This window comes from Streptomyces sp. JLBG701 (assembly GCF_058544905.1).
In genome coordinates, this window is the sequence record NZ_CM178588.1 from 9,572,499 (window position 1) to 9,598,280 (window position 25,782).

25 protein-coding genes are annotated in these 25,782 nt (G+C 69.1%); 16 read left to right on the forward strand and 9 right to left on the reverse strand.

Annotation, left to right across the window (positions count from 1 at the left end):
* Positions 1 to 60: 60 nt before the first annotated feature.
* Together AC5DRG_RS43795 and AC5DRG_RS43800 are read right to left on the reverse strand one after the other, a co-directional pair.
* On the reverse strand, positions 61 to 891 hold the full coding sequence (locus AC5DRG_RS43795) for a cache domain-containing protein (RefSeq protein WP_491805470.1): 831 nt from the start codon (positions 889 to 891) through the stop codon (positions 61 to 63).
* A gap of 40 nt (positions 892 to 931) precedes the next feature.
* Positions 932 to 1,666 carry a FadR/GntR family transcriptional regulator gene (locus tag AC5DRG_RS43800; RefSeq protein ID WP_491813320.1) on the reverse strand — a complete coding sequence of 245 codons (735 nt, stop codon included), beginning with the start codon at positions 1,664 to 1,666 and terminating at the stop codon, positions 932 to 934.
* Positions 1,667 to 1,791: 125 nt separating this feature from the next.
* On the opposite strand from AC5DRG_RS43800, the gene AC5DRG_RS43805 reads away from it, so the two are divergent.
* The 10 genes from AC5DRG_RS43805 to AC5DRG_RS43850 all read left to right on the forward strand — a co-directional run bounded on the left by AC5DRG_RS43805 (position 1,792) and on the right by AC5DRG_RS43850 (position 13,995).
* The gene (locus AC5DRG_RS43805; protein WP_491805471.1) at positions 1,792 to 2,829 is read left to right on the forward strand and encodes an ABC transporter ATP-binding protein; all 1,038 of its coding nucleotides are present in this window, start codon (positions 1,792 to 1,794) and stop codon (positions 2,827 to 2,829) included.
* Positions 2,830 to 2,892: 63 nt separating this feature from the next.
* A complete protein-coding gene (locus AC5DRG_RS43810; protein ID WP_491805473.1) occupies positions 2,893 to 4,095 on the forward strand; it encodes an ABC transporter substrate-binding protein in 1,203 nt (400 codons plus the stop codon).
* A gap of 3 nt (positions 4,096 to 4,098) precedes the next feature.
* Positions 4,099 to 4,962: an ABC transporter permease gene (locus AC5DRG_RS43815; RefSeq protein ID WP_491805475.1), complete on the forward strand. Its 864-nt coding sequence runs from the start codon at positions 4,099 to 4,101 to the stop codon at positions 4,960 to 4,962.
* 10 nt (positions 4,963 to 4,972) lie between these two features.
* Positions 4,973 to 5,788: an ABC transporter permease gene (locus AC5DRG_RS43820; protein WP_491805476.1), complete on the forward strand. Its 816-nt coding sequence runs from the start codon at positions 4,973 to 4,975 to the stop codon at positions 5,786 to 5,788.
* 53 nt (positions 5,789 to 5,841) lie between these two features.
* Positions 5,842 to 6,840, forward strand: coding sequence for a LacI family DNA-binding transcriptional regulator (locus tag AC5DRG_RS43825; protein ID WP_491805478.1), 999 nt, complete (start codon positions 5,842 to 5,844; stop codon positions 6,838 to 6,840).
* A gap of 137 nt (positions 6,841 to 6,977) precedes the next feature.
* Positions 6,978 to 8,327: an ABC transporter substrate-binding protein gene (locus AC5DRG_RS43830; protein WP_491805480.1), complete on the forward strand. Its 1,350-nt coding sequence runs from the start codon at positions 6,978 to 6,980 to the stop codon at positions 8,325 to 8,327.
* Positions 8,328 to 8,333: 6 nt separating this feature from the next.
* Positions 8,334 to 9,287 carry a carbohydrate ABC transporter permease gene (locus AC5DRG_RS43835; RefSeq protein ID WP_491805482.1) on the forward strand — a complete coding sequence of 318 codons (954 nt, stop codon included), beginning with the start codon at positions 8,334 to 8,336 and terminating at the stop codon, positions 9,285 to 9,287.
* A complete protein-coding gene (locus AC5DRG_RS43840; RefSeq protein WP_491805484.1) occupies positions 9,284 to 10,144 on the forward strand; it encodes a carbohydrate ABC transporter permease in 861 nt (286 codons plus the stop codon). Before AC5DRG_RS43835 ends, AC5DRG_RS43840 begins: the two co-directional genes overlap by 4 nt.
* 33 nt (positions 10,145 to 10,177) lie before the next feature.
* Positions 10,178 to 11,773: a glycoside hydrolase family 13 protein gene (locus AC5DRG_RS43845; protein ID WP_491805486.1), complete on the forward strand. Its 1,596-nt coding sequence runs from the start codon at positions 10,178 to 10,180 to the stop codon at positions 11,771 to 11,773.
* A gap of 89 nt (positions 11,774 to 11,862) precedes the next feature.
* On the forward strand, positions 11,863 to 13,995 hold the full coding sequence (locus tag AC5DRG_RS43850; RefSeq protein WP_491805488.1) for a discoidin domain-containing protein: 2,133 nt from the start codon (positions 11,863 to 11,865) through the stop codon (positions 13,993 to 13,995).
* Here AC5DRG_RS43850 and AC5DRG_RS43855 read toward each other — a convergent pair.
* Genes AC5DRG_RS43855 through AC5DRG_RS43870 form a run of 4 tightly spaced genes read right to left on the reverse strand, consistent with a single transcriptional unit; the run spans position 13,964 to position 17,329 of the window.
* Entirely contained in the window at positions 13,964 to 14,782 is an 819-nt protein-coding gene (locus tag AC5DRG_RS43855; RefSeq protein WP_491813321.1) for an ABC transporter ATP-binding protein, read from the reverse strand. The two genes, AC5DRG_RS43850 and AC5DRG_RS43855, sit on opposite strands and share 32 nt — an antisense overlap.
* Before the next feature lie 20 nt (positions 14,783 to 14,802).
* Positions 14,803 to 15,582, reverse strand: coding sequence for an ABC transporter permease (locus tag AC5DRG_RS43860; RefSeq protein WP_491805490.1), 780 nt, complete (start codon positions 15,580 to 15,582; stop codon positions 14,803 to 14,805).
* Positions 15,579 to 16,352: an ABC transporter permease gene (locus tag AC5DRG_RS43865; RefSeq protein WP_491805492.1), complete on the reverse strand. Its 774-nt coding sequence runs from the start codon at positions 16,350 to 16,352 to the stop codon at positions 15,579 to 15,581. Before AC5DRG_RS43865 ends, AC5DRG_RS43860 begins: the two co-directional genes overlap by 4 nt.
* Complete coding sequence (locus AC5DRG_RS43870) at positions 16,349 to 17,329, reverse strand: ABC transporter substrate-binding protein (protein ID WP_491805493.1); 981 nt, start codon at positions 17,327 to 17,329, stop codon at positions 16,349 to 16,351. The genes AC5DRG_RS43865 and AC5DRG_RS43870 overlap by 4 nt, the downstream gene beginning before the upstream one ends.
* A gap of 214 nt (positions 17,330 to 17,543) precedes the next feature.
* On the opposite strand from AC5DRG_RS43870, the gene AC5DRG_RS43875 reads away from it, so the two are divergent.
* Positions 17,544 to 18,359 carry an IclR family transcriptional regulator domain-containing protein gene (locus AC5DRG_RS43875; protein WP_491805494.1) on the forward strand — a complete coding sequence of 272 codons (816 nt, stop codon included), beginning with the start codon at positions 17,544 to 17,546 and terminating at the stop codon, positions 18,357 to 18,359.
* Here AC5DRG_RS43875 and AC5DRG_RS43880 read toward each other — a convergent pair.
* The 3 genes from AC5DRG_RS43880 to AC5DRG_RS43890 are packed head-to-tail and all read right to left on the reverse strand — an operon-like array spanning position 18,310 to position 20,512.
* Positions 18,310 to 19,245 (reverse strand): PDR/VanB family oxidoreductase, encoded by a 936-nt coding sequence (locus tag AC5DRG_RS43880; protein WP_491805495.1) that lies wholly within the window; start codon positions 19,243 to 19,245, stop codon positions 18,310 to 18,312. The genes AC5DRG_RS43875 and AC5DRG_RS43880 overlap by 50 nt on opposite strands.
* Positions 19,242 to 19,448: a hypothetical protein gene (locus AC5DRG_RS43885; protein WP_491805496.1), complete on the reverse strand. Its 207-nt coding sequence runs from the start codon at positions 19,446 to 19,448 to the stop codon at positions 19,242 to 19,244. Before AC5DRG_RS43885 ends, AC5DRG_RS43880 begins: the two co-directional genes overlap by 4 nt.
* Complete coding sequence (locus tag AC5DRG_RS43890) at positions 19,445 to 20,512, reverse strand: aromatic ring-hydroxylating dioxygenase subunit alpha (RefSeq protein WP_491805497.1); 1,068 nt, start codon at positions 20,510 to 20,512, stop codon at positions 19,445 to 19,447. The genes AC5DRG_RS43885 and AC5DRG_RS43890 overlap by 4 nt, the downstream gene beginning before the upstream one ends.
* A gap of 568 nt (positions 20,513 to 21,080) precedes the next feature.
* Here AC5DRG_RS43890 and AC5DRG_RS43895 point away from each other — a divergent pair.
* From AC5DRG_RS43895 to AC5DRG_RS43915, 5 genes are read left to right on the forward strand one after another with little or no spacing between them, the layout of a single operon-like run.
* On the forward strand, positions 21,081 to 22,280 hold the full coding sequence (locus tag AC5DRG_RS43895; protein WP_491805499.1) for an ABC transporter substrate-binding protein: 1,200 nt from the start codon (positions 21,081 to 21,083) through the stop codon (positions 22,278 to 22,280).
* A gap of 11 nt (positions 22,281 to 22,291) precedes the next feature.
* On the forward strand, positions 22,292 to 23,164 hold the full coding sequence (locus AC5DRG_RS43900; protein WP_491805501.1) for a branched-chain amino acid ABC transporter permease: 873 nt from the start codon (positions 22,292 to 22,294) through the stop codon (positions 23,162 to 23,164).
* The gene (locus AC5DRG_RS43905; protein WP_491805503.1) at positions 23,161 to 24,258 is read left to right on the forward strand and encodes a branched-chain amino acid ABC transporter permease; all 1,098 of its coding nucleotides are present in this window, start codon (positions 23,161 to 23,163) and stop codon (positions 24,256 to 24,258) included. The genes AC5DRG_RS43900 and AC5DRG_RS43905 overlap by 4 nt, the downstream gene beginning before the upstream one ends.
* Positions 24,255 to 25,037, forward strand: coding sequence for an ABC transporter ATP-binding protein (locus AC5DRG_RS43910; RefSeq protein WP_491805505.1), 783 nt, complete (start codon positions 24,255 to 24,257; stop codon positions 25,035 to 25,037). Before AC5DRG_RS43905 ends, AC5DRG_RS43910 begins: the two co-directional genes overlap by 4 nt.
* Positions 25,038 to 25,042: 5 nt before the next feature.
* Positions 25,043 to 25,747, forward strand: a complete 705-nt coding sequence (locus tag AC5DRG_RS43915; RefSeq protein WP_491813322.1) for an ABC transporter ATP-binding protein — start codon at positions 25,043 to 25,045, stop codon at positions 25,745 to 25,747.
* The last annotated feature ends 35 nt before the right edge of the window (positions 25,748 to 25,782 follow it).

The window sequence follows — 25,782 nt, forward strand, 5'->3', positions numbered from 1 at the left end:
ACCGCCGGCGTTCAGGTCGCCGACGGCGCCTCGGTCAGTGAACGTAAGCAAGACGACGGATCAACGCCTGCCCGGCCCCCCGGACACAACGAGAACGAGCGGAATCCCACGGCACGGAAAGAGCCGCATCCCGCCGTACTCGAAACCCCCGGGCCGGGCCCCTTCCGAACCCCCGCCCCCGCCTCCGCCCCGGCCCCCCTCCAACACGCCCCCAAAGTCCGGCCCCTTGGTAAGCGACCCCGCCAGGTGCGCGGGATCCGCAGAAGCCGCAACCCGCCCCCGCGCATTCACCAGATGCGCAGGCCCGTCCAGTTGCCGCAGCAACGGCAGCGCAGCAGCCTCGAAGTGCCGCAGATAAACATCAGCAGCAGCCACCCCCACGAACCGCCCCGCCAACTCCACCGGCGCCGAAAGCGTCAGGCTGTACTCGTCGGAGCACAGATAGTCCACATACGGCCCGGCCACAGCCCGTTGCCCGCTGTCCCGGGGCAGCGCGAACCAGTCCCAGTGGGTGTAGTCCGAGTAGGCCGAGCGGTCGGGATCGAGGGCCGGCAGCAGCGGCCGTACGTCTCCCTCGGCGGTGGTCTGCCACCACTCCAGCCAGGCCGGTACGTCCGTCAGCAGCCCTGGTGCGGCCACGAAGCCGACGCCGGACACCAACTCCTGCCGGGCCAGCCGCAGATGCAGTCCAGGACGCAGCGCCGCGAGGTCCGCGGTGGCGGGCCGGCGGCCCTGCGCCGTGACCCGGGCCAGCAGCGCAGCCGTATCGTCACGGGTTTCCGCCACCGCGTCGAAGACGGACTCCAGCGCGCGGCCCACCCGTGCCGCGACGCGCTCCTCGGCGGACGCGTCCAGCGTCGCGGCCGCCGCGCCGACGAGACTTCTGCTCATGGCGCCCTCCAGCGGACAGGGACCGGACCGAGGTCTGCGTCTAGAGCGTGAGGCGTACGGCGATGAGCCGTGCCGTCGACTCGCGGACGCACCTTTCGGCCAGCGTTCCGGCCGATTCGTGGGCCCCATCTTGCACGGCCGAGATTACGGAGTGGTGACGGTCTGCGACTTCTTCACGATATTCGTCGTCGCCGAGCACGAGGCAGAGCAGCGCCCCGACTTCGGTCTGGAGGGCGACCTGTTCCCGGGTGAGGCGGGCGGACTGGGCCGCCGCGGCGAGCTCGACGTGGAAGCGGCCGTAGACACGACTACGCGCACCCACATCCTCTGCTCGCCTCAACTCCTCGGTCGTGCGACGCAGTTGGACCAAGTCCTCCGGCTCCGTGCGCTGGGCCGCGAGCCGGGCCGAGGCGCCGGACAATGCGGCCCAGTGGTCGCCGAGGTCGCGCAGTTCCTCGGTGCTCCAGCCGCGCAGCCGGACCTTGAGCCGGTCCTCGCCGGGGGCCTCGGGGAGTGACACGAAGCTGCCGCCGCCGCGGCCCCGGCGGGTGGTGACCAGGCCCTGCTGGCGCAGCGCCATGAGCGCCTCCCGCAGGGTCACCGTGGATACGCCGAGCTGCCCGGCGAGCTCGCTCTCGCCCGGCAGTTGCTCCCCGTCGGCGAGCAGCCCCAGCTCGATGGCGTCGCCGAGTCTGCGGACCACCGCGTCGACGCGGGCCCGGTTGTCCACCGGGGCGAAGACGGCCTTGCGGGCGCCGCCGTCCATGTCTCGCATGTCTTGCTTCACGGCCACCACCTTGCACGTTGACTCAAGCTTTACCCTAAGGGGGTCTTGAGATTTGAACTATGACTTCATATGTTTCAGGCCAACGTAAGAGAACGCCAGAAAGGTTCCCGTCCATGGAGGGAATTGCGATCCGGCTAGCGGATCTGCGGAAGTCGTTCGGGGAGACGACCGCCGTGGCCGGGGTCGACCTGGAGATCGCGGACGGGGAGTTCTTCTCGATGCTCGGCCCCTCGGGCTCGGGCAAGACGACCGTGCTCCGCATGATCGCCGGGTTCGAGAGCCCCACCGGAGGCCGGATCGAGCTCGCCGGGCAGGACGTCACGGGCCTCGCCCCGTTCGAGCGGGACGTCCACACCGTCTTCCAGGACTACGCGCTGTTCCCGCACATGACCGTCGAGCAGAACGTCGCCTACCCGCTGAAGGTCCGCAAGGTGCCGAAGGCGCAGCGCCTCGTGCGAGCCCGCAAGGCGCTCTCCGAGGTGCGCCTCGACGGCTACGGCGGGCGCCGACCCGCCCAGCTCTCCGGCGGCCAGCGTCAGCGCGTCGCCCTCGCCCGGGCCCTGGTCGGCAGGCCCCGCGTCCTGCTGCTCGACGAACCGCTCGGCGCCCTCGACCTCAAGCTCCGCGAGGAGATGCAGATCGAGCTCAAGGCGCTCCAGCGCGAGGTCGGCATCACCTTCGTGTTCGTCACCCACGACCAGGAGGAGGCCCTGACGATGAGCGACCGCATCGCCGTCTTCAACCAGGGCCGCATCGAACAGGTCGGCACCCCGGCCGAGATCTACGAACGCCCCGCGACCCCGTTCGTCGCGTCCTTCGTCGGCACCTCCAACCTGCTGGAGGGCGAGTCGGCTCAGCGGGTCGTCGGCACGGCCGGCGTCTACAGCATCCGCCCCGAGAAGATCCGCGTCCTCAAGGAGTCCGCCATCGCGGACGAACCCGAGCACGCCACCGCCGTCGGCACCGTCGCCGAGGTCGTCTACCTGGGGGACGCGACCCGCTTCCTGGTCGACCTCGACGCGGGCGGCCGACTCACCGCGCTCCAGCAGAACCTGGAGACCTCCGCCGAGGACGTCGCCGCCTACCGCGGCACCAGGGTCCGCCTTCAGTGGCACCACCGCCACACGGTCCAGGTCCCCGCCACCAGCTGAACCACCTGCCCCACTGAACAACCCGTCCCCCACGCCAGAGCTCCCTCACTCTTGGAGAACGTCGTGCGCCTCACCCGAACCCTCCAGGCCGCCTCCGCCGCCGCCCTGCTGCTGGCCGCCGCCACCGCCTGCGGCTCCTCCGACTCGACCACCGGCTCCTCGGCCACCGGCCTCAACCCCCCTGATCTCAAGGCGCAGTCGAAGCTCGGCAAGACCGAGGGCGAGGTCAACCTGATCGCCTGGGCCGGCTATGTCGAGGACGGGTCCAACGACCCGTCCGTCGACTGGGTCAGCGATTTCGAGAAGCAGACGGGCTGTCAGGTCAACTCCAAGACCGCTGCCAGCTCCGACGAGATGGTCAAGCTGATGAAGACCGGCCAGTACGACGCCGTCTCCGCCTCCGGCGACGCGTCCCTGCGCCTCATAGCCTCCGGCGACGCGGTCCCCGTCAACACCGACCTGGTGCCCAACTACAAGAACATCGTCAGCGGCCTCAAGGACGGCGACTGGAACTCCGTGGACGGCCAGATGTACGGCATCCCGCACGGCCGGGGCGCCAACCTCCTGATGTACGACACCGAGAAGGTCACGCCCGCTCCGACGTCCTGGTCCGCCGTCTTCGACGACGCGTCCACCTACAAGGGGCACGTCACCGCGTACGACTCGCCGATCTACATCGCCGACGCCGCCCTGTATCTCAAGGCGACCAAGCCGGAGTTGAAGATCGAGGATCCGTACGCGCTCGACCAGGAGCAGTTCGACGCCGCCGTGGACCTGCTGAAGCAGCAGAACGCCAACATCGGCGAGTACTGGAGCGACTATCTCAAGGAGATCTCCGCCTTCAAGAGCGGCGACTCCGTCGTCGGCACCACCTGGCAGGTCATCGCCAACCTCGCCACCGACGAGGGCGCCAAGGTCAAGGCCATTGTGCCGAAGGAGGGTTCGACGGGCTGGTCCGACACCTGGATGATCTCCGCGAAGGCCGAGCACCCCAACTGTGCCTACAAGTGGCTCGACTGGATCGTCTCCCCGGAGGTCAACGCCCAGGTCGCCGAGTACTTCGGCGAGGCACCCGCCAACGCCAAGGCCTGTGACCTGACCAGCGACAAGAACTTCTGCACCACGTACCACGCCGCCGACGAGAGCTACTGGAAGAACATCGCCTTCTGGAACACGCCCATCGAGCAGTGCCTGGACGGCCGCAGTGACGTCAAGTGCGTGCCGTACGCCAAGTGGGTCCAGGCCTGGACCGAGATCAAGGGCTGACGCGTGACCGTACTGAACCGGACCGCGGGGGCGCTGCACCGTCGCCCTCGCCTCCGGCTGTCCCTGCTGCTGACCGCACCGCTGCTGTGGCTGGCCGTGCTGTATCTCGGTTCGTTGAGCGTGCTGTTCGTCTCGGCGTTTTGGACGACGAACTCGTTCACCTCCGAGGTGGTGAAGGTCTGGTCGACCGACAACTTCCACGCCCTGTTCACGACACCCGTGTTCCGGCAGGTGATCCTGCGGAGCGTCGGTGTCGCGCTGGCGGTCACCGCCCTGTGCGCGGTGATCGCCTTCCCGGTCGCCTTCTACACGGCCCGTATCGCGAAGCCGACGTGGCGCCCGTTGCTCGTGGTCGCCATCCTCACCCCGCTGTGGGCGAGTTACCTGGTCAAGGTGTACGCCTGGCGGCTGATCCTCTCCGAGGGCGGGCTCGCCGACTGGATGCTGAAGCCGTTCGGGCTCGACGGGCCGGGGTTCGGACTGCCGGCGGCGGTCATCACACTGACGTACCTCTGGCTGCCGTACATGATCCTGCCGATCCACACCGCGCTGGAGCAGCTGCCCGCCAACCTCCTTGACGCGTCAGCCGACTTGGGGGCGCGGGCCGGGCGCACCTTCCGCGCTGTCGTGCTGCCGATGGTGCTGCCGTCCGTCGCCGCCGGGTCGGTCTTCACCTTCTCGCTCAGTCTCGGCGACTACATCACCGTGCAGATCGTCGGCGGCAAGACCCAGCTGATCGGCAACCTCGTCTACTCCAACATCGAGCTCAACCTGCCCATGGCCGCCGCGCTCGGCACGGTCCCGGTCGTCGTCATCGTGCTGTACCTGCTGGCGATGCGCCGTACCGGCGCGTTGAGCAGTCTCTGAGGAGTCCGCCGTGCAACTCTCCCGTTCCGCGCGCATCGCGCTGCGTGTCGCCGCCGGGTTCGGCTTCGCGGTGATCTACGTCCCGCTGCTGCTCGTGCTCGTCAACTCGCTGAACCCGGAGCGCAGCGCGAGCTGGCCGCCGCCCGGGCTGACCCTCCACTGGTGGTCGGTGGCCTGGGAGAACGAGGGTGCCCGCGAGGCGCTGTGGGTCTCGGTGAAGGCGGGCCTCGGCGCCACCGCGATCGCGCTCGTGCTCGGCACGCTGATCGCGTTCGCGGTGGCCCGGCACCGCTTCTTCGGCCGCGACGCCGTGTCCTTCGTGGTCGTCCTGCCGATCGCGCTGCCCGGCATCGTCACCGGCATCGCCCTCAACTCGGCGTTCAGCACGGTACTTGAGCCGCTCGGCGTGGGCCTGAGCCTGTTCACCGTGGTCGTCGGACACGCCACCTTCTGCATCGTCATCGTCTTCAACAACGTCGTCGCCCGGCTGCGCCGCACCTCCGGCTCGTACGAGGAGGCCGCGATGGACCTCGGCGCGAACACCTTCCGCGCCTTCGCGGACGTCACCTTCCCACTGATCCGCTCGGCCCTGCTCGCGGGCGGACTGCTCGCCTTCGCGCTCTCCTTCGACGAGATCGTCGTGACGACGTTCACGGCGGGACCGGGCGTCGAGACCCTGCCCATCTGGATCTTCAACAACATGACCCGCCCCCAACAGGCGCCCGTGGTCAACGTGGTGGCGGCGGTACTCGTCCTGCTGTCCGTCCTGCCGATCTACGCCGCCCAGCGACTGTCCGCCGACACGGCCACCGGAAGCCGGGTGTAAGCCGGACCCCATTTACGCAAACGGCTTGCATAACTTGCGCTATTCTTGCGCGCATGACGCGACGGCTTGCCGAGGTGGCGAAGAAGGTCGGGGTCAGTGAGGCCACGGTCAGCCGGGTGCTCAACGGCAAGCCGGGAGTCTCCGAACCCACCCGGCAGGCGGTGCTGTCCGCCCTGGACGTCCTCGGCTACGAACGTCCCACGCAGCTGCGCGGTGAGCGGGCCCGGCTCGTCGGGCTCGTCCTCCCCGAACTGCAGAACCCCATCTTCCCGGCGTTCGCCGAGGTGATCGGCGGGGCGCTCGCACAGCTCGGGCTGACCCCCGTGCTGTGCACGCAGACCAAGGGCGGCGTCTCCGAGGCCGACTATGTGGCACTGCTGCTCCAACAGCAGGTCTCCGGGGTCGTCTTCGCCGGCGGGCTGTACGCGCAGGCCGACGCACCCCACGACCACTACCGGCTGCTCGCCGACCGCAACATCCCGGTCGTCCTCGTCAACGCGGCCATCGAGCACCTGGGCTTCCCAGGTGTCTCCTGCGACGACGCCGTGGCCGTGGAGCAGGCCTGGCGGCACCTCGCCTCCCTCGGGCACGAGCGGATCGGGCTGGTGCTCGGGCCCGCGGACCACATGCCGTCGGCGCGCAAGCTGGCAGCCGCGCGGGCGGTCGCGGGGGAGTTGCCGGACGAGTTCGTCGCCCGGGCCATCTTCTCGATCGAGGGCGGACACGCGGCGGCCTCCCGGCTGATCGAGCGGGGCGTCACCGGCTTCATCTGCGCCAGCGACCCCCTGGCCCTGGGCGCGATCAGAGCGGCCCGCCGCAAGGGACTCGGCGTCCCCTCGCAGATCTCGGTCGTCGGCTACGACGACTCGGCGTTCATGAACTGCACCGAGCCCCCGCTCACCACCGTCCGCCAGCCCATCGAGGCCATGGGACGGGCGGCGGTCGAGCTGCTGAACGCGCAGATCGGGGGCTCGGCCGTACCCGCGGACGAGTTGCTGTTCGAGCCGGAGCTGGTGGTGAGGGGGTCGACGGCGCAAGCGCCGCGCGCCTGAGGTCCAGCAGGTCCAGCAGATCCGGTAGATCCATCCTGCTGTCGAATAATTACAAACTCTGCGCGACATCTTGCGGACCCATATCGCCGGTGCTTGAGTGTGCGGCGCCCACCGCTCCTGCCCAGAGGGGTCCACCGATGAGAAGCACCGGGTTCCGCCGCACCCTTGTCGCGCTCAGCGCCTGCTCCCTTGCCCTCACCGCCTGCGGGTCGAACGGCGACTCCGACGACTCGGGGAGTGGCAAGACCCGTATCACCGTCAACTGCATGCCGCCCAAGAGCGCCAAGGTCGACCGCTCGTTCTTCGAGCAGGACATCGCCTCCTTCGAGAAGGCCAACCCGGACATCGACGTCGTCGCGCACGACGCCTTCCCCTGCCAGGACCCCAAGACCTTCGACGCCAAGCTCGCCGGCGGGCAGATGGAGGACGTCTTCTACACGTACTTCACCGACGCCAAGCACGTCGTCGACATCAACCAGGCGGCCGATCTCACCCCGTACGTCAAGGAGTTGAAGAGCTACGACACCATCCAGCAGCAGCTTCGGGACATCTACACCGTGGACGGCAAGATCTACGGCATCCCGCGCACCGGCTACTCGATGGGCCTCATCTACAACCGCGCGCTCTTCGAGAAGGCGGGCCTGAACCCCGACCAGCCCCCGGCCACCTGGGACGAACTCCGCGCCGCCGCCAAGAAGATCACCGCACTCGGCGACGGCACCATCGGCTACGCCGACTACAGCGCCCAGAACCAAGGAGGTTGGCACTTCACCGCCGAGCTCTACTCCCAGGGCGGCGACGTCGTCAGCGCCGACGGCAAGAACGCCACCATTGACACCCCGCAAGGCCACGCCGTCCTGCAGAACCTGCACGACATGCGCTGGAGTGACAACTCGATGGGCAGCAAGCAACTCCTCGTCATCAACGACGTCCAGCAGCTGATGGGTTCGGGCAAGCTCGGCATGTACCTCTCCGCCCCCGACAACATCCCGATCCTCGTCAAGGAGAAGGGCGGCAACTACAAGGACCTCGCGCTCGCCCCCATGCCCGGCGGCGAGGGCACGCTCATCGGCGGCGACGGCTACATGTTCAACAAGAAGGCGAGCCCCGAGCAGATCCGCGCCGGACTGAAGTGGCTCGACTCCATGTTCCTCACGCCCGGTGACGGCTTCCTCGGCGACTACGCCCGCGCCAAGAAGAACGACGCACCCGTCGGCCTGCCCGAACCGCGCCTGTTCACCGGCGCCGCAGACGCCAAGGACCAGCAGGTCAAGCAGGCCAACGCCAATGTGCCCGTGGAGAACTACCAGGCCTTCCTCGACGGCAACCAGAGCCTGAAGATGAAGATCGAGCCGCCGAGCGCCCAGCAGATCTACTCCGTCCTAGACTCGGCCGTCTCCGCCGTCCTCACCAAGAAGGACGCCGACATCGACCAGCTCCTTCAAGACGCCTCCGGCAAGATCGACGGCATCCTCGCCCGGGGCTGACCGAAGATGACGAAGACCACCGCGCGCCCCGTCGAGACCATCGACGTACGCCCGGTCCAGGCGCCGCCCCCGGAAGGGGACCGGAGGCGGCGCCGCCTCACCGACCAGGCCCGCGCCTACGGATTCCTCCTCGGCGGCCTGATCTGCTTCGCCCTGTTCTCCTGGTACCCGGCGATCCGCGCGATCGTGATCGCCTTCCAGAAGTACACACCGGGCTCGGACCCCGAGTGGGTCGGCACCGCCAACTTCACCCGCGTCTGGCACGACCCCGAGTTCACCGCAGCCTGGCGCAACACCCTCACGTTCACGCTGCTCGCCCTGCTCATCGGCTTCGCGATCCCCTTCGTGATGGCCCTCGTCCTCAACGAACTCCGGCACGCCAAGGCCTTCTTCAGGGTCGTGGTCTACCTGCCGGTGATGATCCCGCCGGTGGTCACCGCCCTGTTGTGGAAGTGGTTCTACGACCCCGGCGCCGGCCTCGCCAACGAGGCACTCCGCTTCCTCCACCTGCCCACCTCGAACTGGTCCAACGGCGCCGACACGGCACTCATCTCCCTTGTCATCGTGGCGACTTGGGCCAACATGGGCGGCACGGTCCTGATCTATCTCGCCGCACTCCAGTCCATCCCGGGCGAGCTTTACGAGGCCGCCGAACTGGACGGCGCGAACCTGCTCCAGCGCGTCCGACATGTGACGATCCCTCAGACCCGGTTCGTCATCCTCATGCTGATGCTCCTTCAGATCATCGCGACCATGCAGGTCTTCACCGAACCGTTCGTGATCACGGGCGGCGGCCCCGAGAACGCCACGGTCACCGTCCTCTACCTGATCTACAAATACGCCTTCCTCTACAACGACTTCGGCGGCGCCTGCGCGCTCAGCGTGATGCTCCTGGTGCTGCTGGGCGCCTTCTCCGCCGTATATCTGCGCCTCACCCGATCCGGAGAGGACTTCGCGTGAGCACCCGCACCCTTCTCTCCCCGGCGGCACTCGCCCGCCCGCGCGGCAGGGCCGTCTACTGGAGCGTCTTCACCACCGTCGTCGTGCTCTTCGCCCTCGCCTTCCTCTTCCCGGTCTACTGGATGGTGACCGGCGCGATGAAGTCGCCGGACGAGGTGACGCGGACACCCCCGACCCTGGTCCCCGAGCAGTGGCACCTCGACGGCTACACCGACGCCTGGGACCTGATGCAGCTGCCGCAGCACCTGTGGAACACGGTGGTCCAGGCGGCCGGTGCCTGGCTGTTCCAGCTGGTTCTGTGCACGGCCGCCGCCTACGCCCTGTCCCGACTGAAACCCGTCTTCGGCAAGGTGATCCTCGGCGGGATCCTCGCCACGCTGATGGTCCCGGCCCAGGCCCTGGTCGTACCGAAATACCTGACCGTGGCCGACCTGGGACTGCTCAACGACCCCCTGGCGATCTGGCTGCCGGCCGTCGCCAACGCCTTCAACCTCTACCTGCTCAAGCGGTTCTTCGACCAGATACCGCGCGATGTGCTGGAGGCCGCCGAGATCGACGGGGCCGGAAAACTGCGGATCCTGTGGTCGATCGTGCTGCCCATGTCGCGGCCGGTGCTCGGCGTCGTGTCGATCTTCGCGCTGGTCGCCGTGTGGCAGGACTTCCTCTGGCCGCTGATGGTCTTCTTCGACACCGAAAAGCAGCCGATCAGCGTGGCGCTCGTCCAGCTGTCACAGAACATCCAGCTGACCGTGCTCATCGCCGCGATGGTGATCGCCAGTATCCCGATGGTCGCCCTCTTCCTGGTCTTCCAGCGGCACATCATCGCCGGGATCAGCGCGGGCAGCACCAAGGGCTGACGTCGACGCCCCGTCAACAGAAAGGGAAGCTCAGTGGGACAGCCCACCCATGCCCCGAACGAGTGGTGGCGCTCCGCCGTCATCTACCAGGTCTACGTCCGCAGCTTCGCCGACGGTGACGGCGATGGCACCGGCGACCTCGCCGGCGTCCGCGCCAAGCTGCCGTACCTCGCCGAACTCGGCGTGGACGCCCTGTGGTTCAGCCCCTGGTACCTGTCCCCGATGAAGGACGGTGGCTACGACGTCGCCGACTACCGGGCGATCGACCCGGCCTTCGGCACCCTCGCGGAAGCGGAGAAGCTCATCTCGGAGGCGCGGGAGCTGGGCATCCGCACCATCGTCGACATCGTCCCCAACCATGTCTCCGACCAGCACCCGTGGTTCAGGGCCGCCCTCGCCGCCGGGCCCGGGAGTCCCGAACGCGAGTTGTTCCACTTCCGGCGTGGACGGGGCGAGCGGGGCCAACTCCCGCCCAACGACTGGCCGTCGCAGTTCGTCGGCTCAGCCGAGCCCGTCTGGACACCGCTTCCCGACGGCGACTGGTACCTGCATCTGTTCACGCCCGAACAGCCCGACCTCAACTGGGCCCACCCGGCCGTCCGCCAGGAGCACGAGGACATCCTGCGCTTCTGGTTCGAGCGCGGTGTCGCGGGCGTCCGCATCGACTCGGCCGCCCTGCTCGCCAAGGACCCGGACCTGCCCGACCTCGTCGAAGGACGCGACCCGCACCCCTTCGTCGACCGCGACGAACTCCACGACATCTACCGCTCCTGGCGGGCGGTGGCCGACGAATACGGCGGCGTCTTCGTCGGCGAGGTGTGGCTGCCGGACGCCGAGCGCTTCGCCCGCTATCTGCGCCCCGACGAGCTGCACACGGCCTTCAACTTCTCCTTCCTGTCCTGTCCTTGGGACGCCGGGCGGCTGCGGACGTCGATCGACACGACACTCGCCGAGCACGCCCCGGTCGGTGCCCCCGCCACCTGGGTGCTGTGCAACCACGACGTGACCCGCACGGTCACCCGCTACGGACGCGCCGACACCGCCTTCGACTTCGCCACCAAGGCCTTCGGCACCCCCACCGACCCGGCCCTCGGCACCCGGCGGGCCCGTGCGGCCGCTCTGCTCTCCCTCGCGTTGCCCGGTGCCGTCTACCTCTACCAGGGGGAGGAACTCGGCCTGCCCGAGGTGGAGTTGGAGCGCGACAGCATCCAGGACCCCATGCACTTCCGCTCCGGCGGTACCGACCCCGGGCGGGACGGCTGCCGGGTCCCGCTGCCCTGGATAGCCGAAGCGCTGTACGCGGGGTTCGGGGGCGAACCCTGGCTGCCCCAACCCGCCGACTGGCCCGCGTACGCGGCCGACCGCCAGGCCGAGGACCCGGGCTCGATGCTCAGCCTGTACCGCCAGGCGATCAGGATCCGGCCGGTGTTCGGAGGCGGTTCCCTCACCTGGCTGTCCGCCCCTCAGGGAGTCCTGGCCTTCGCCCGCGCGGAAGGCGTGATGTGCCTCGTGAACCTCGCCGGCACCTCCGCCGACCTGCCCCCGTACACCGAACTCCTCCTCGGCAGCGGCCCCTTGGACGTCGACGGGCGGCTCCCGAAGGACACCGCGGTCTGGCTCCGCGCCTGAAACCGCGCCCCGCTATCCCCGTACCCCCACCACGAAGGGATCAGCACATGCACCACATCACCTTCAGATATGTCAGGCGCATGACAATCATGGCCACCACTGTCGCCCTCGCGGCAGGTGCGATCGTCACCCTGGCCCCCGCCGCCCACGCGGCCGGCGCCGCTCTCCCCTTCACCTCGGTCGAGGGCGAGGCCGCCACCACGACCGGCACGAAGATCGGCCCCGACTACACACAGGGCACCCTCGCCTCGGAGGCGTCCGGACGCCAGGCCGTCCGCCTCGCCTCCGGGCAGCGCGTCGAGTTCACCGTGCCGGTCGCGGCCAACGCCGTGAACGTCGCCTACAGCGTCCCCGACGGCCAGTCCGGCACGCTGGACGTGTACGTCAACGGCACCAAACTCGCGAAGACCCTCGCCGTCACCTCCAAGTACTCCTACATCGACACGAGTTGGATCCCCGGCGCCAAGACCCACCACTTCTTCGACAACGCCCGTCTCCTACTCGGCCAGAACGTCCAGGCGGGCGACAAGGTCGCCTTCCAGTCGACCGGGACCGAAGTCACCGTGGACGTCGCCGACTTCGAGCAGGTCGCCGCAGCCGCAGGCCAGCCCGCCGGTTCGGTCTCCGTCACCTCCAAGGGCGCCGACCCCACCGGCAACGGCGACTCCACCCAGGCCTTCCGGGACGCGATCTCCGCCGCGCAAGGGGGAGTGGTCTGGATCCCGCCGGGCGACTACAAGCTGACGTCCTCGCTCAGCGGCGTCCAGAACGTCACCCTCCAGGGCGCCGGCAGCTGGCACTCCGTCGTGCACACCTCACGCTTCATCGACCAGTCCAGCTCCTCCGGTGGCGTCCACATCAAGGACTTCGCGGTCCTCGGCGAGGTCACCGAGCGCGTCGACTCCAATCCCGACAATTTCGTCAACGGGGCGCTGGGTCCCGGGAGTTCGGTCTCCGGTATGTGGCTCCAGCACCTCAAGGTCGGCCTGTGGCTGATGAGCAACAACGACAACCTCGTCGTCGAGAACAACCGCTTCCTCGACATGACCGCCGACGGCCTCAACCTCAACGGCAACGCGCGCGGAGTCCGCGTCCGCGGCAACTTCCTGCGCAACCAGGGCGACGACGCGCTCGCCATGTGGTCGCTGTACGCCCCCGACACCGACAGCAGCTTCGAGAACAACACGATCACCCAGCCGAACCTCGCCAACGGCATCGCGATCTACGGCGGCACCGACATCGCGGTGAAGAACAACCTGATCTCCGACACCAACGCCCTCGGCAGCGGCATCGCGATCTCCAACCAGAAGTTCCTCGACCCCTTCCATCCCCTCGCGGCCACGATCACGGTCGACGGCAACACCCTCGTGCGCGCCGGCGCCATGAACCCCAACTGGAACCACCCGATGGGCGCGCTGCGCGTCGACTCCTACGACAGCGCCATCAACGCGACCGTCAACATCACCAACACGACGATCACCGACAGCCCCTACAGCGCCTTCGAGTTCGTCTCCGGCGGCGGACACGGCTACCCCACGAGCAACGTCACCGTGAGCGGCGCCACCGTACGCAACACCGGCACGGTCGTCGTCCAGGCCGAGACCCAGGGCTCGGTGAAGTTCGGCAATGTGACGGCCACCGGCGTCGGCGCGGCCGGCATCTACAACTGCCCCTATCCGACCGGCTCCGGCACCTTCACCCTCACCGACGCCGGCGGCAACTCCGGCTGGAGCAGCACCTGGTCGGACTGCTCGACCTGGCCGCAGCCCGGCCAGGGCAACCCGGACCCCGACCCCACCCGCAACCTGGCCAAGGGCCGAACGGCCACCGCCACCGGCTCCCAGGACGTCTACACACCGGGCAAGGCGGTCGACGGCGACGCCGGCAGCTACTGGGAGTCCACCAACAACGCGTTCCCGCAGTCCTGGACGGTCGACCTCGGCTCCGACGAGGCCGTACGGCGGCTGGTGCTGAAGCTGCCGCCGTCCGCCGCCTGGGGCGCGCGCACCCAGACCATCACCGTGCTGGGCAGCACCGACGGCTCGGCCTACACCACGGTGGTCGGCTCACAGGGCTACCGTTTCGACCCGGCCACCGGCAACACGGCCACCGTCTCCCTGCCCAGCGGCACCAGCCTGCGCCATCTCCGCCTGTCCGTCAGCGCCAACACCGGCTGGCCCGCAGGGCAGTTCAGCGAGGTGGAGGCGTATCTGACTTCGTGAGCCTGTCCTGAACCGGGAGGCTCCCGCGCTTCGCCGCCTGGATCTGCTCGTACACATGGGTCCGCAGTTCGGCGAAGCGCGGGGCCACCCGGGTGTGCAACTGGTCCCGCTCGTCGGGCAGATCGACCTTCAGCTGCTCCTGGACCACGGTGGGGGAGGCGGACAGGACGACCACCCGCTCGCCCAGGTACACGGCCTCGTCGATGTCGTGCGTGACGAACAGGATCGTGATCCCGCGCTCCCGCCACAGCCCGCGTACGAGGTCCTCCAGGTCGGCCCGCGTCTGGGCGTCGACCGCCGCGAACGGCTCGTCCATCAGCAGGACGTCGGGCTGGTAGGCCAGCGCGCGGGCGATGGCCACCCGCTGCTGCATACCGCCGGACAGCTGCCACGGATACGCTCCTGCGGCATCCGCGAGGCCGACGGACTCCAGCGCGTCCGCGACCAGCTCGCGGCGGCGTGCCTTGGGCAAGTTCTTCTGCTTGATGGGGAGTTCGACGTTCTCGCCGACCCGCATCCAGGGGAACAGGCTGCGCCCGTACTCCTGGAACACGAACGCCATCCCGGGCGGCGGACCGTTCACCTTCTTGCCCGCGAGCAGCACTTCACCCGCCGTCGGTGTGAGCAGGCCGCCCATGCACTTCAGCAGGGTCGTCTTGCCGCAGCCCGACGGGCCGACGAGGCAGACCAGTTCACCGGCGTCGACCGTGAAGGTGAGGTCGCGGACCGCCTCGACGCGGCGCCCCGAACCCTCGTAGACCTTGTTCAGGCCGCGTACGTCGAGCATGGACTGCCCTTTCATGAGCTTCACGAGGACCGCCGGGTGGACGCGCGCAGACCGTGGTACCAGCCGAGCACCCGCCGCTCGACCAGCTGGAAGACGACGGAGAGCAGGAAGCCGAGCAGGCCGAGGACGAGGATGCCGGTCCACATGTCGGGGATGGCGAAGCCGCGTTGGAACTGGACGATGGTGAAGCCGAGGCCGTTGCTGGCGGCGAACATCTCGCTGATGACCATCAGGATGATGCCGATGGACAGCGCCTGGCGCAGGCCCGCGAAGATCTGCGGGCTCGCCGAGCGCAGGACCACCTTCCGCAGCCGGGCGACGCCCTTGATGCCGTAGGAGCGGGCCGTCTCCGCCATCACCGAGTCGACGGCCCGTACGCCCTCGACGGTGTTGAGCAGGATCGGCCACACGCAGCCGCTCGCGATCACGACGACCTTCATCGTGTCGCCGATCCCCGCGAACAGCATGATGACCGGGACGAGTACCGGCGGCGGCACCGCGCGCAGGAACTCCAGCACCGGTTCGCACACCGCGCGGACCCGCCGGTAGGAGCCGATGACCGTGCCGAGCCCGATGCCGACGACGGCCGCGAGCGCGTAACCACTTGTCAGGCGCAGCACGCTGGGCAGGACGTCCTCACGCAGGCGCTCGCCGGTCCATACGTCCGGGAAGGTCGTCAGGATGGTGCGCAGGGGCGGCCAGAACGGGTCCGTGCTGCCGTCGGAGCTCAGCCACCAGACCACGACCAGCACGATGGGCAGGGCGACCACGAAGAACAGTCGCTGCAGGACGCGCCTCACACCGTCACCTCCCCGCGGACCGACTGGTGCCAGGCCAGGGCCCGTCGCTCCACGGTACGCGCGCCGACGTTGATGAGCAGCCCCAGAATGCCGGTGACCACGATCAGCGCGTACATCTCGGGCACGGCCTGCGAGGTCTGGGCGACGGCGATCCGCGCGCCCAGCCCCGGTGCGCCGATGACCAGTTCGGCGGTGATGGCCAGGATCAGCGCCACGGCCGCGGCCAGCCGGATGCCGGTCATGACGTACGGCAGCGCGGTCGGCCACAGCACGTGCCGGATCCGCGCCCAGGTGCCGAGGCCGTACGACCGTGCCGTCTCCTCCGCGACCGGGTCGACGTCCTGGACGCCGTACAGGGTCTGGATCAGTATCTGCCAGAAGGAGGCGTACACGACGAGGAGCAGGACCGAGCGGAGTTCGGTGCCGTACAGCAGCACCGCGAGGGGGATCAGCGCGACCGACGGGATCGGGCGCATGAACTCGATCGTCGAAGCCGTCGCCTCGCGCAGATACGGGACGACGGAGACGAGGACGCCCACCACGATGCCGGCGCAGGCCGCGATCACCAGGCCCAGCGCCCAGCCGGTGAGGGTGTCGCCGAGCGCCGTCCAGAAGGCCTCGTCGGAGACCTCCTGGACGAACGCGTCGGCGATGCGGCTGGTCGGGGGGAAGTAGGCCTCCTTGACCAGACCGAGCCGCGGCACCGCCTCGCCCAGGGCGAGGAAGGCCGCGAGCCCGGCCGCACCGAGTGCGACGTTCGTGCCCCTCACGGAAGCAGCGCGTCCAGATCGGGCGTCTTCTTGAAGAGGCCGTCCTCCTCGCCGAGCTTCTCCAGCGCCTCGATCGAGGGGCGGTTGGCCTCGGCCGGCCACTTCGGGAGGGTCACCTGGGCCAGCACGTCCGCCGGGATCTTCGTGTACGTGGTGACGATCTCGCGGGCCTCGTCCGGGTGGGAGTCGGCGTACGCGAGGGACTCGGCGGTCGCCTCCTGGAACTTCTTCACGATGTCGGCGTTCTGCTGCTCGTACTGCGTCGACGTGAAGTACATCGCGACGGTGAGGCCCTCCGCGACGTCGACCAGCGGTGAGGCGATCTCGACGCCGCCCTGGCTCTTGATCGTGGCCAGCGCGGGTTCGACGACCATGGCGGCGTCGATCTGGCCGCTGTCGAGGGCGGCGGGCATCTGGTCGAAGGCGAGCTCGACGAAGTTGACCTTGTCGGGGTCGCCGCCGTCCTTGCGCACCGACTCGCGCACCGCGGTCTCGTTGATGTTCTTGAGGGTGTTGATGGCGACCTTCTTGCCCTCAAGTTCCTTCGCGGACTTGATGGCGCTGTCCTTCTTCACCATGATCGCGCCGAAGTCCTTGCCCTGCACGCCCGTTGAGGCGATGCCGTTGACAACGGCCTTCACGGCCACGCCGTTCGACTGGGCGACCATCAGCGAGGTCATGTTGGAGAAGCCGAACTGGAACTGACCGCTCACCACACCCGGCACGATCGCCGCGCCGCCCTGGGCGAGTGAAATGTCCAGTTTCAGGCCGCGTTTGCTGTAGAAGCCCTTCTTCTCGCCCAGGTAGAGGGGTGCGACATCGACGATGGGGATGATCCCCACCTTGATGGTGGTGGTGCCGCCGGACGAGGCGGTGTTGTCGGCGCCCGAGCTGTCACTACTCTCGGACGAGCCGCACGCCGATGCGGCGGCCAGGACGATCGCGGCTGTCAGGCCGATGAAAAGACGATGACGCATGGCTCCCCCTGTGGGACCGAACATGGTGCTCCGACAGGCTGTGCGCAGACAGCACGAATGTGCTCAGCGGGAACGTAGAGCCCCGCCGGAGTCATGGTCAATGCCTAGGTAGACACAGGTCGTTAACGTTGCGAGGGACGGGCCGTTGACACTTCTAGATCCGCACTCATAGCGTGCGCACAGCGTACGTTCGTGCGTCATTCCGGAGGCAACGATGCCCGCCTCGCCCCGCGCACCGCACTTCGTCCAGTCCTTCGAGCGCGGCCTCGCCGTCATCCGCGCCTTCGACGCGGAACACCCGGCGCTCACGCTCAGCGAGGTGGCCCGTCTCTGCGACCTGACCCGAGCGGCGGCCCGCCGCTTCCTGCTGACCCTCGCCGACCTCGGCTACGTCCACACCGACGGCCGGCTCTTCCGGCTGACCCCGCGCGTGCTGGAGCTCGGCTACTCCTACCTCTCCAGCTTCACCCTGCCGGAGATCGCCGAACCGCATCTTGAGCAACTCGTCGCGCAGGTAAGGGAGTCGTCGTCGCTGTGCGTCCTGGACGGCGACGACATCGTGTACGTGGCACGCGTCCCGACCAGCCGCATCATGACCGCGTCCATCACCGTCGGGACGCGCTTCCCGGCGCACGTCACCTCCGTGGGCCGGGTGATCCTCGCCCATCTGCCGGACGATGAGGTCGACGCCCGGCTCGCCCGCGCGGAACTGCGCCCCCTGACCGCACGCACGATCGTCTCGGTGGACGCCCTGCGCGGGGAACTCCGCCGCGCCCGCCGTCAGGGGTACGCCGTCGTCGACCAGGAGTTGGAGGAGGGGCTCCGGTCGGTCGCCGCCCCGGTGCGGGACCGGGACGGCGAGGTGGTCGCGGCCGTGAACATCGCCGTGCACGCGGGCCGCAACTCCGTCGAGTCCGTACGCCGCGACCTGCTGCCCCACCTGCTGGCGACCGTCGCCCGAATCGACGCCGATCTGCGGATCACAGGTCCAGCACGAGCCGTTTCCCACGGCATCGCGACACGCAGATGAGCATCGTCTCCCCGGCCTCCCGCTCCTCGTCCGAGAGCACCGAGTCCCGGTGGTCCGGAGTGCCCTCGACGACATCGGTCTCGCAGGTGCCGCAGGTGCCCTCGGTGCAGGAGAAGAGCACCTCGACGCCGGCGGCGCGCACGGTGTCGAGCACGGAGACGTCAGGGGGCACGGTCAGAGTGCGCCCGCTGCGGTGGAGCACGACCTCGAACTCGGTGTCGTCGCCCGTCTGTTGCTCCTTGGGCTGGAACCGCTCGACACGCAGGATCCCCGACGGACAGCGCTCCTCCACCGCGTCGAGCAGCGGGCCGGGACCGCAGCAGTAGACAAGGGTGCCGTCCGGGACGCCGTCGAGGACGGAGGCCAGGTCGAGCAGCCCGGTCTCGTCCTGGGGAGCGACGGTGACCCGGTCGCCGTAGCGGCTCAACTCCTCGGTGAACGCCATGGATTCACGGGAGCGGCCCCCGTAGAGCAGGGTCCACTCGGCGCCCGAGGCTTCCGCGGCGGCGAGCATCGGCAGGATCGGGGTGATGCCGATGCCGCCGGCGATGAAGCGGTAGCGGGGGGCGTTCGCGAGGGCGAAGTGGTTGCGCGGCCCGCGCACCCGCACCTTGTCGCCCTGCCCCAACTGCTCGTGCACATGGGCGGATCCACCGCGCCCCTCCGACTCCCGCAGCACCGCGATCCGCCAGCCGGTGCGGTCCGCGGGATCGCCGCACAGCGAGTACTGCCGCTCCAGCTCCGGGCCGAGTACGACGTCGATGTGGGCGCCCGGCTCCCAGGCGGGCAGTTCCTCGCCCAGCGGATGACGCAGGATGAGGGAGAGCACGCCGTCGGCGGCGAACTCCCGCCGCTCGACGACGAGTTCGGCTTCGTACACGGTCATGAGCTGTTCCCTCGCGGCTCGCTGGGGGAGTGCCCGTCGGGCGCGTGGCCTTCGGGGTGGCCGAGCATCCACTCCCACATCTCGATCGGGTCCTGCGCGGTGTGCTGGGCGCCGCAGTGACAGGTGCCGTGCAGGATGTCGGTGCCCGGCAGCCAGTCGACGCGGTAGATCTCACGCGGCGTATCGGAAAAGAGCCTGCTCACAGGACCTTCTCCATGGGCTTGTCGCCCTCCTCGACCAGCCGGGCGAGGATCCGGCGGGCCGCGAGGCCACCGGTGTCGATGTTGATGCTCAGCTCCTGGTAGCCGGTGCGCTCGGTGCCGAGCGTCTTCTGCAGGAGGTTGAGCGCGTCGACGTCCTGCATCACGACCGTGTGGTTGTTGCTCCGCAGGAACTCGGTGACCTCGGCGTCGTCGGTCGCCCAGTCGCGTGAGACGGCCCAGAAGTCGTACACCTTGCCGTCGGACGACGGCGTGATCGCGTACGTGATCTCGGTGTGGAAGCCGTTCGGATCGCTGCCGTCCGCCTCGGGGAGCACGCCGACCGGGGCGATACGGCTGTGCAGCAGATACAGACAGGGCGCGTGGTACTCGATGTCCTGCCAGCGGGTGATCCGGCCCTCGATGCCGGTCGAACGGGCATAGAACGGCGGGCACTCGGCGTCGTCCATGTGCCGGCTGACCCGGACGATCCCCGCGCCCTCGTCGACCTCGGTGGTGATCGGCGTCTCGGCGACCTCGGGGCTGCCGATGTAACCGCCGTGCAGATACGTCTCGTGGGAGAGGTCGAGGAGGTTGTCGACCAGGAGTCCGTAGTCGGAGTCGATGGGCTCCATGCCGCGGACGGTGACCCAGTCGGGGTCGTCGAGGTGCCGGGCCCGGGCGATGGTCCCCGGGTCGGCGAGGGCCGGGTCGCCGATCCACACCCAGATCAGGGAGTCCTGCTCGACCACCGGGTAGGAGGCGACGCGGGCGGTACGCGGGATGCGCTTCTGCCCCGGCACGTACACGCACGCGCCCGTCTGGTCGTACGTGAAACCGTGGTAGCCGCACACGATCCTGTCGCCGTCGAGACGGCTCTCGGACAGCGGGAACCGGCGGTGCACACAGCGGTCGTGCAGGGCGATGGCCGTCCCGTCGTCCTCGGTGCGGTAGAAGACGAGCGGCTCACCGAGGATGGTCCGACCGAGCAGCCCCTCGCGCCCGACCTCGTGGCTGTAGGCGGCGACGTACCACTGGTTCCTGGCGAAGGCGGTCATGTGAGGCATGGCTGCGGCTCCCGTCGTTGGGCGATGGCGACATCGTCCGGAAGGGCGTCATGGGGGCGCAACACTGCTTCCGCCTCACGGAAGGTTCGATGTAAACGGCCTGTTCAGAGGGTTGATCTGACTACGCCTCGATGGTCGACCTCAGTGGAAGGTGCCGCCGTGCCTTCTGTTCTTCGCCTACAGCTCGCGTCGCTGCAGCATCGATGATTTGCAACGGGTGACCGATTTAGCTTCTTTATGGCGATTTCCTGGCTGCATGCGGCTGGTGCAGCCAGGAAATCGCAGAGTCGCAGATCAAGGTTGGTTACAGGTCAACAATGGCGCCGTCGCGTCACCGAACCGGCGGCGTGAAGCCTGAGGCCTTGATGAATGCGGATCGGGCCCGTCGTAGGCAGTCGGCCGTCTCCTTGTGATCGGTCAGGTCTCCGACAGCTCCGGCTTGAGGAACTGTGCTGGTGGCCGCGGCATACCGATGCCAACCCAATCTATTACAGAGTATTGACGTTGCGCTGAGAACTTGTAGATTCTGGCCCAACCCTTTCGCCCCGGGCCCACCTCAGGAGCTGCCATGGGTGCTGTCTCTGCGTTCTCGTTGTCCAGAACTGTCGCCGGACTCGCCGTCAGCGCCCTGGTGCTGGCGGGTTGTGGGTCGAGTCTCGGCGAGTCCACCGGGAGTGAAACGGCAGAGGGCCGGTCCGGCGGCAAGGTCAAGATCGGGTTGCTGGTGCCGTTGTCGGGCGTCTACGCGCCGCTCGGCGAGGACATGAAGGCGGGCTTCGGGCTCTATCTCGACCAGCACGACGGCAAGCTCGGCGGACGCGAGGTCGACCTCGTGACGGCCGATGAGGGTGAAGGCCCACAGACTGGAGTGCCCGCAGCTCAGAAGCTCGTGACGCAGGACCAGGTCACCGCGGTCGCCGGAGTGGTCAACTCGGCCACCGCGCTCGGTCTGCGGGACTTCTTCCACGAGTCGAAGAAGCCGCTGCTGGTCGCGAATGCGGGGGCAGATGACATCACCGGGTCACGCAAGTCCGAGTACGTGTGGCGGACGAGTTTCAGCAATGGTGACGTGTCCGCCGCCCTGGGCCCGGCGGTCGCCGGGGAGGCCAAGGGCAGTGTCTATCTCATCGCGGCCGACTACGCCGCCGGCAAGGAGATGGTCGCGGGGTTCCGTAAGACCTTCGTGGGGGCGGGAGGCAAGGTCGCGGGCGAGAAGTACACGCCCTTCGGTAAGACGCAGGACTTCCAGCCCTACCTCTCGGCGATCCGGGAGTCCGGTGCCGAGGCCGTCTTCGCCTTCTACGCGGGCGCGGAGGCGGTGAGCTTCGTGAAGCAGTACGAGCAGTTCGGGCTCGCAGGCAAGACGGCGCTGTACGGCACCGGGTTCCTCACCGAGGGCGGGGTGCTCGCCGCGCAGGGCAAGGCCGCGGTCGGCGTGAAGACTTCCCTGCACTACTCGACGGAGCTGGACACACCGGTCAACAAGAAGTTCGTGGCCGACTATCAGGCAGCGGCGGGGAAGGCCCCGACGGTCTACGCCGTGCAGGGCTACGACACCGCCGCCGTGCTCGACAAGGCGCTGGCAGAGGCGAGCGGCGACAGCGGCGACGCGCTGGTGAAGGCGCTGGGCGCGGTCGGCTCGATAGATAGCCCCCGGGGCGCTTGGAAGTTCGGCGCCGACCACAACCCGGAGCAGACCTACTACCTGCGCGAAGTCCGTGCCGACGGAGCCACAGCCGTCAACGCGGTCGTCGGCGAACTCGACTGAGCGCGCCCGGTATGACGACGCATCTGGTGAGTGTCCTCAATGGGCTGGCGATGGGCTCCCTGCTCTTCGCCATCGCGCTCGGTCTGTCCCTGGTGTTCGGCATGATGGACGTGCTGAACCTCGCCCATGGCGCGGTCTACCTGGTCGGTGCCTATGTGGCGGTGGCGCTCGTGTCCGACGGCTCGGGCGTGGCAGCCTTCGTCCTGGCCGTGGTGGCCGCCGCGGCCGCCGGTGCTCTTCTCGGAGGTCTGCTGGCCGGCCTGACGCGGGCCACCTCCCACCATCTCGACCAGGCCCTTCTGACGCTCGGTGTGGCGCTCGTGGTCGCCGAGGTCCTGTCGCTCGCCTTCGGCAACGACGTGCACTCCATCGCCGCACCCTCGCCGGTCGCCGGGAGTGTCACGGTGCTGGGCGAGACGTACCCCGTCTACCGGTTGCTCGTGATCGGGTTCGGCGTGGTGCTGGCGGTGGCCGTCTACTTCCTGGTGGAACGCAGCCCGCTGGGCACGGTGATCCGCGCCACTGTCGCCGACCGCGCGATGGTGGCGGCGCTGGGCATCAACACGGGCCGGGTGCTGGTCGGGGTCTTCGCGGCGGGCGCGGCGCTGGCCGCCGTCGGCGGCGTCCTGGCCGGACCGATCCTGGGGGCCCAGCCCGGCCTGGACGAGAAGGTGCTGCTGCTTGCCCTGGTCGTCGTGGTGATCGGCGGTCTTGGCTCGGTCCGCGGCGCACTGCTCGGCGCCGTGCTGATCGGGCAGGTACAGGCGCTCGGGACGGCGCTGCTGCCCGAGTACGCCTCGTTCCTGGTCTTCGCGGCGATGGCCCTGGTCCTGCTGGTACGCCCGGCGGGTCTGCTCCCGGCACGGACGGCGGTGCACGCATGACCGTGAAGGCGGCGGAAGGCGGTGCGCCCGTGCCGCACGACACAACCCCTGTACGCGAACCGTTCGACGAGAGCGGAAGTGGGCCCGGCACCGGTGTCAGGGGACCGGAGCGCCGAAGGGCCGCGGCCGCCGTCGCGGTCGTAGCCCTGCTCGCGGCGGCCCCGCTGATGCTCGCCCCCTACCCGGTGTCTGCCATGACCCGGATGCTGGCGTTCGCGGTGCTGGTCCTCGCCGTCGACCTGCTGACCGGCGTCACGGGCCTGCCCACGCTGGGCCAGGCGGCGTACTTCGGTGTCGGTGCCTACACGGCGGTACTGGTCGGCATCCATGTCACGTCGGACGCGATGGTGCAGGTGCTGGCGGCCCTTTTGATGGGGCTGCTGGCGGCGGCGGTCACCGGCTGGGTGGCCGTCCGCGCGGGCGGACTGGTGTTCCTCATGCTCACGTTGGCGATCGGGGAGACGGTGCACCAGGTGGCCGACACCTGGTCGGCGGTGGGCGGTAGCAACGGCCTCGCCGGGATGCCTCCGATCAGTCTGTTCGGCGGATCGCCGCTGCTGGTCGCGGGGTTCGTGTACTGGTGGGCGCTGGCCGTGGCGGTCCTGGTGTTCTCGGTGGTCGCGCTGGTGGTCCGTTCGCCCTACGGCCGGACTCTGCGGGGCATCCGGGACAATGAGGCCCGGATGCGGGCCCTCGGCTACCGCCCCGCGCTCGCCCGGTACGGCGTCTTCTGTCTGGCGGGAGCCGTCGCCGGAGTGGGCGGCGCCCTGTGGGCGCAGCAGGCCCGCTTCGTCTCGCCCGGGGACATGGGGTTCGAGGTCGCGGCGCTGGCGCTGCTCAGCGTGGTCATCGGCGGCGCGGGCAGCCTGTGGGGCCCGTGTCTCGGCGCGGCGCTCGTCCTGTACGTCCGCGACAACCTCTCCGCGTCGATCGGCGGCCATGGCCCGCTGGTGCTGGGCGCGGTGTTCGTCGCCGTCGTCTTCCTCCTGCCGCGCGGTCTGGCGGGCCTCACCGGTGCCCGCCCGGGAATCGGGACCCGTCTGAGAAACCTAGGCCGCGCTCGTCGCCGGAGCCGGGAGGAGAACCCGTCGTGACCACTCTCCTGGAACTGCGCGGACTGACCCGTTCCTACGGATCGCTGACCGCCGTCGACCAGGTGGACCTGGCGATCACCCGGGGCGAGCGGCACGCGCTCATCGGTCCCAATGGCGCCGGCAAGTCCACGCTGTTCGCCACGGTGGCCGGGACACTCCGGGCCTCCGCCGGTGGCATCGTGCTGGCCGGGCAGGACGTCACCTCACTGCCGGAGGCGGAGCGGGCCCGGCGCGGCATGGTGCGCACCTTCCAGCACTCCAGCCTGTTCCTCGACTGCTCGGTGCTGGACAACGTCGCCCTCGCGGTGCAGCGGGTCCAGGGGGTGGCCCACCGGTTCGACCGGGCGGCACGGCGCTTCCGGCACACCGAGGCCGAGGTGCGGCGCCATCTGGACTCGGTCGGGCTGTCCGGCCGTATGCGGGACAAGGCGGCCGCGCTGTCCCACGGCGAGCGGAGACAGCTTGAGGTCGCCATGGTGCTTGCCGCCGAACCCTCCCTGGTGATGTTCGACGAACCCACCGCGGGGATGTCCGCAGCCGAGACCGAACGGTTCGTGGCCCTCCTGGAACAGCTTCCCGAGCACCTGACCGTCCTCATCGTCGAGCACGACCTGGACGTGGTGTTCCGGCTGGCCGACCGGATCACCGTGCTGCACCTGGGCAAGGTCCTCGCCTCCGGGTCGCCGGAGGAGATCCGGGCCGACGCGGCGGTGCGGCGGGCCTATCTCGGCTCGGCCAGGACCGAGGACCTGTTCGCCGACACCGGAGGACCGCGATGACCGAACTGCTCAGCGTGCGTGGGCTGCGCGCGGGATACGCGGGTACGACCGTGCTCGACGGCGTCGACCTCACCGTCCCCGCCGGCGCCGTCGTGGCGCTGCTCGGACGCAACGGCGTCGGCAAGTCCACCTTCGTCCATACGGTGATGGGGATGCTCAAGCCGTACTCCGGCAGCATCCGCGTGGACGGCCGCGAACTCGCCGGAGCGGCCGCGCACAGGGTCGCCCGCAGCGGGGTGGCGATCGTGCCTCAGGGGCGCCGCGTGTTCACCCCGCTCACGGTCGAAGAGAACCTGAGCATCGCGGCCAGGGCCGTCAGGGGCGAGGGCGGCCCTTGGACGCGGGATCGGGTCTACGAGCTGATGCCCCGCCTCGCGGAGCGGCGCGGCAACCGAGGTGACCAACTCTCCGGCGGGGAGCAGCAGATGCTGGCCATCGGCCGGGCACTGCTGCGCAATCCCCGGCTGCTGCTCCTGGACGAGCCCTCGGACGGTCTCGCCCCCGCTGTCGTCGACGCGGTCGCCGAAGTGCTGGAGGGGCTGCGCGGCGAGGGCATCGCGGCCGTACTGGTGGAGCAGGACCTGCACCTCGCCTTCAGCCTCGCCGACGAGGTGGCCGTGATGCAGAAGGGCCGCATCGTGCACCGGAGTTCCACAGCGGAGTTCCGCCAGGACCGGGACCGGGCCCACAGCCTTCTCGGCGTGGGCTGACCGCGACGTACGTACCCCCAGGCACGAACAGCGCG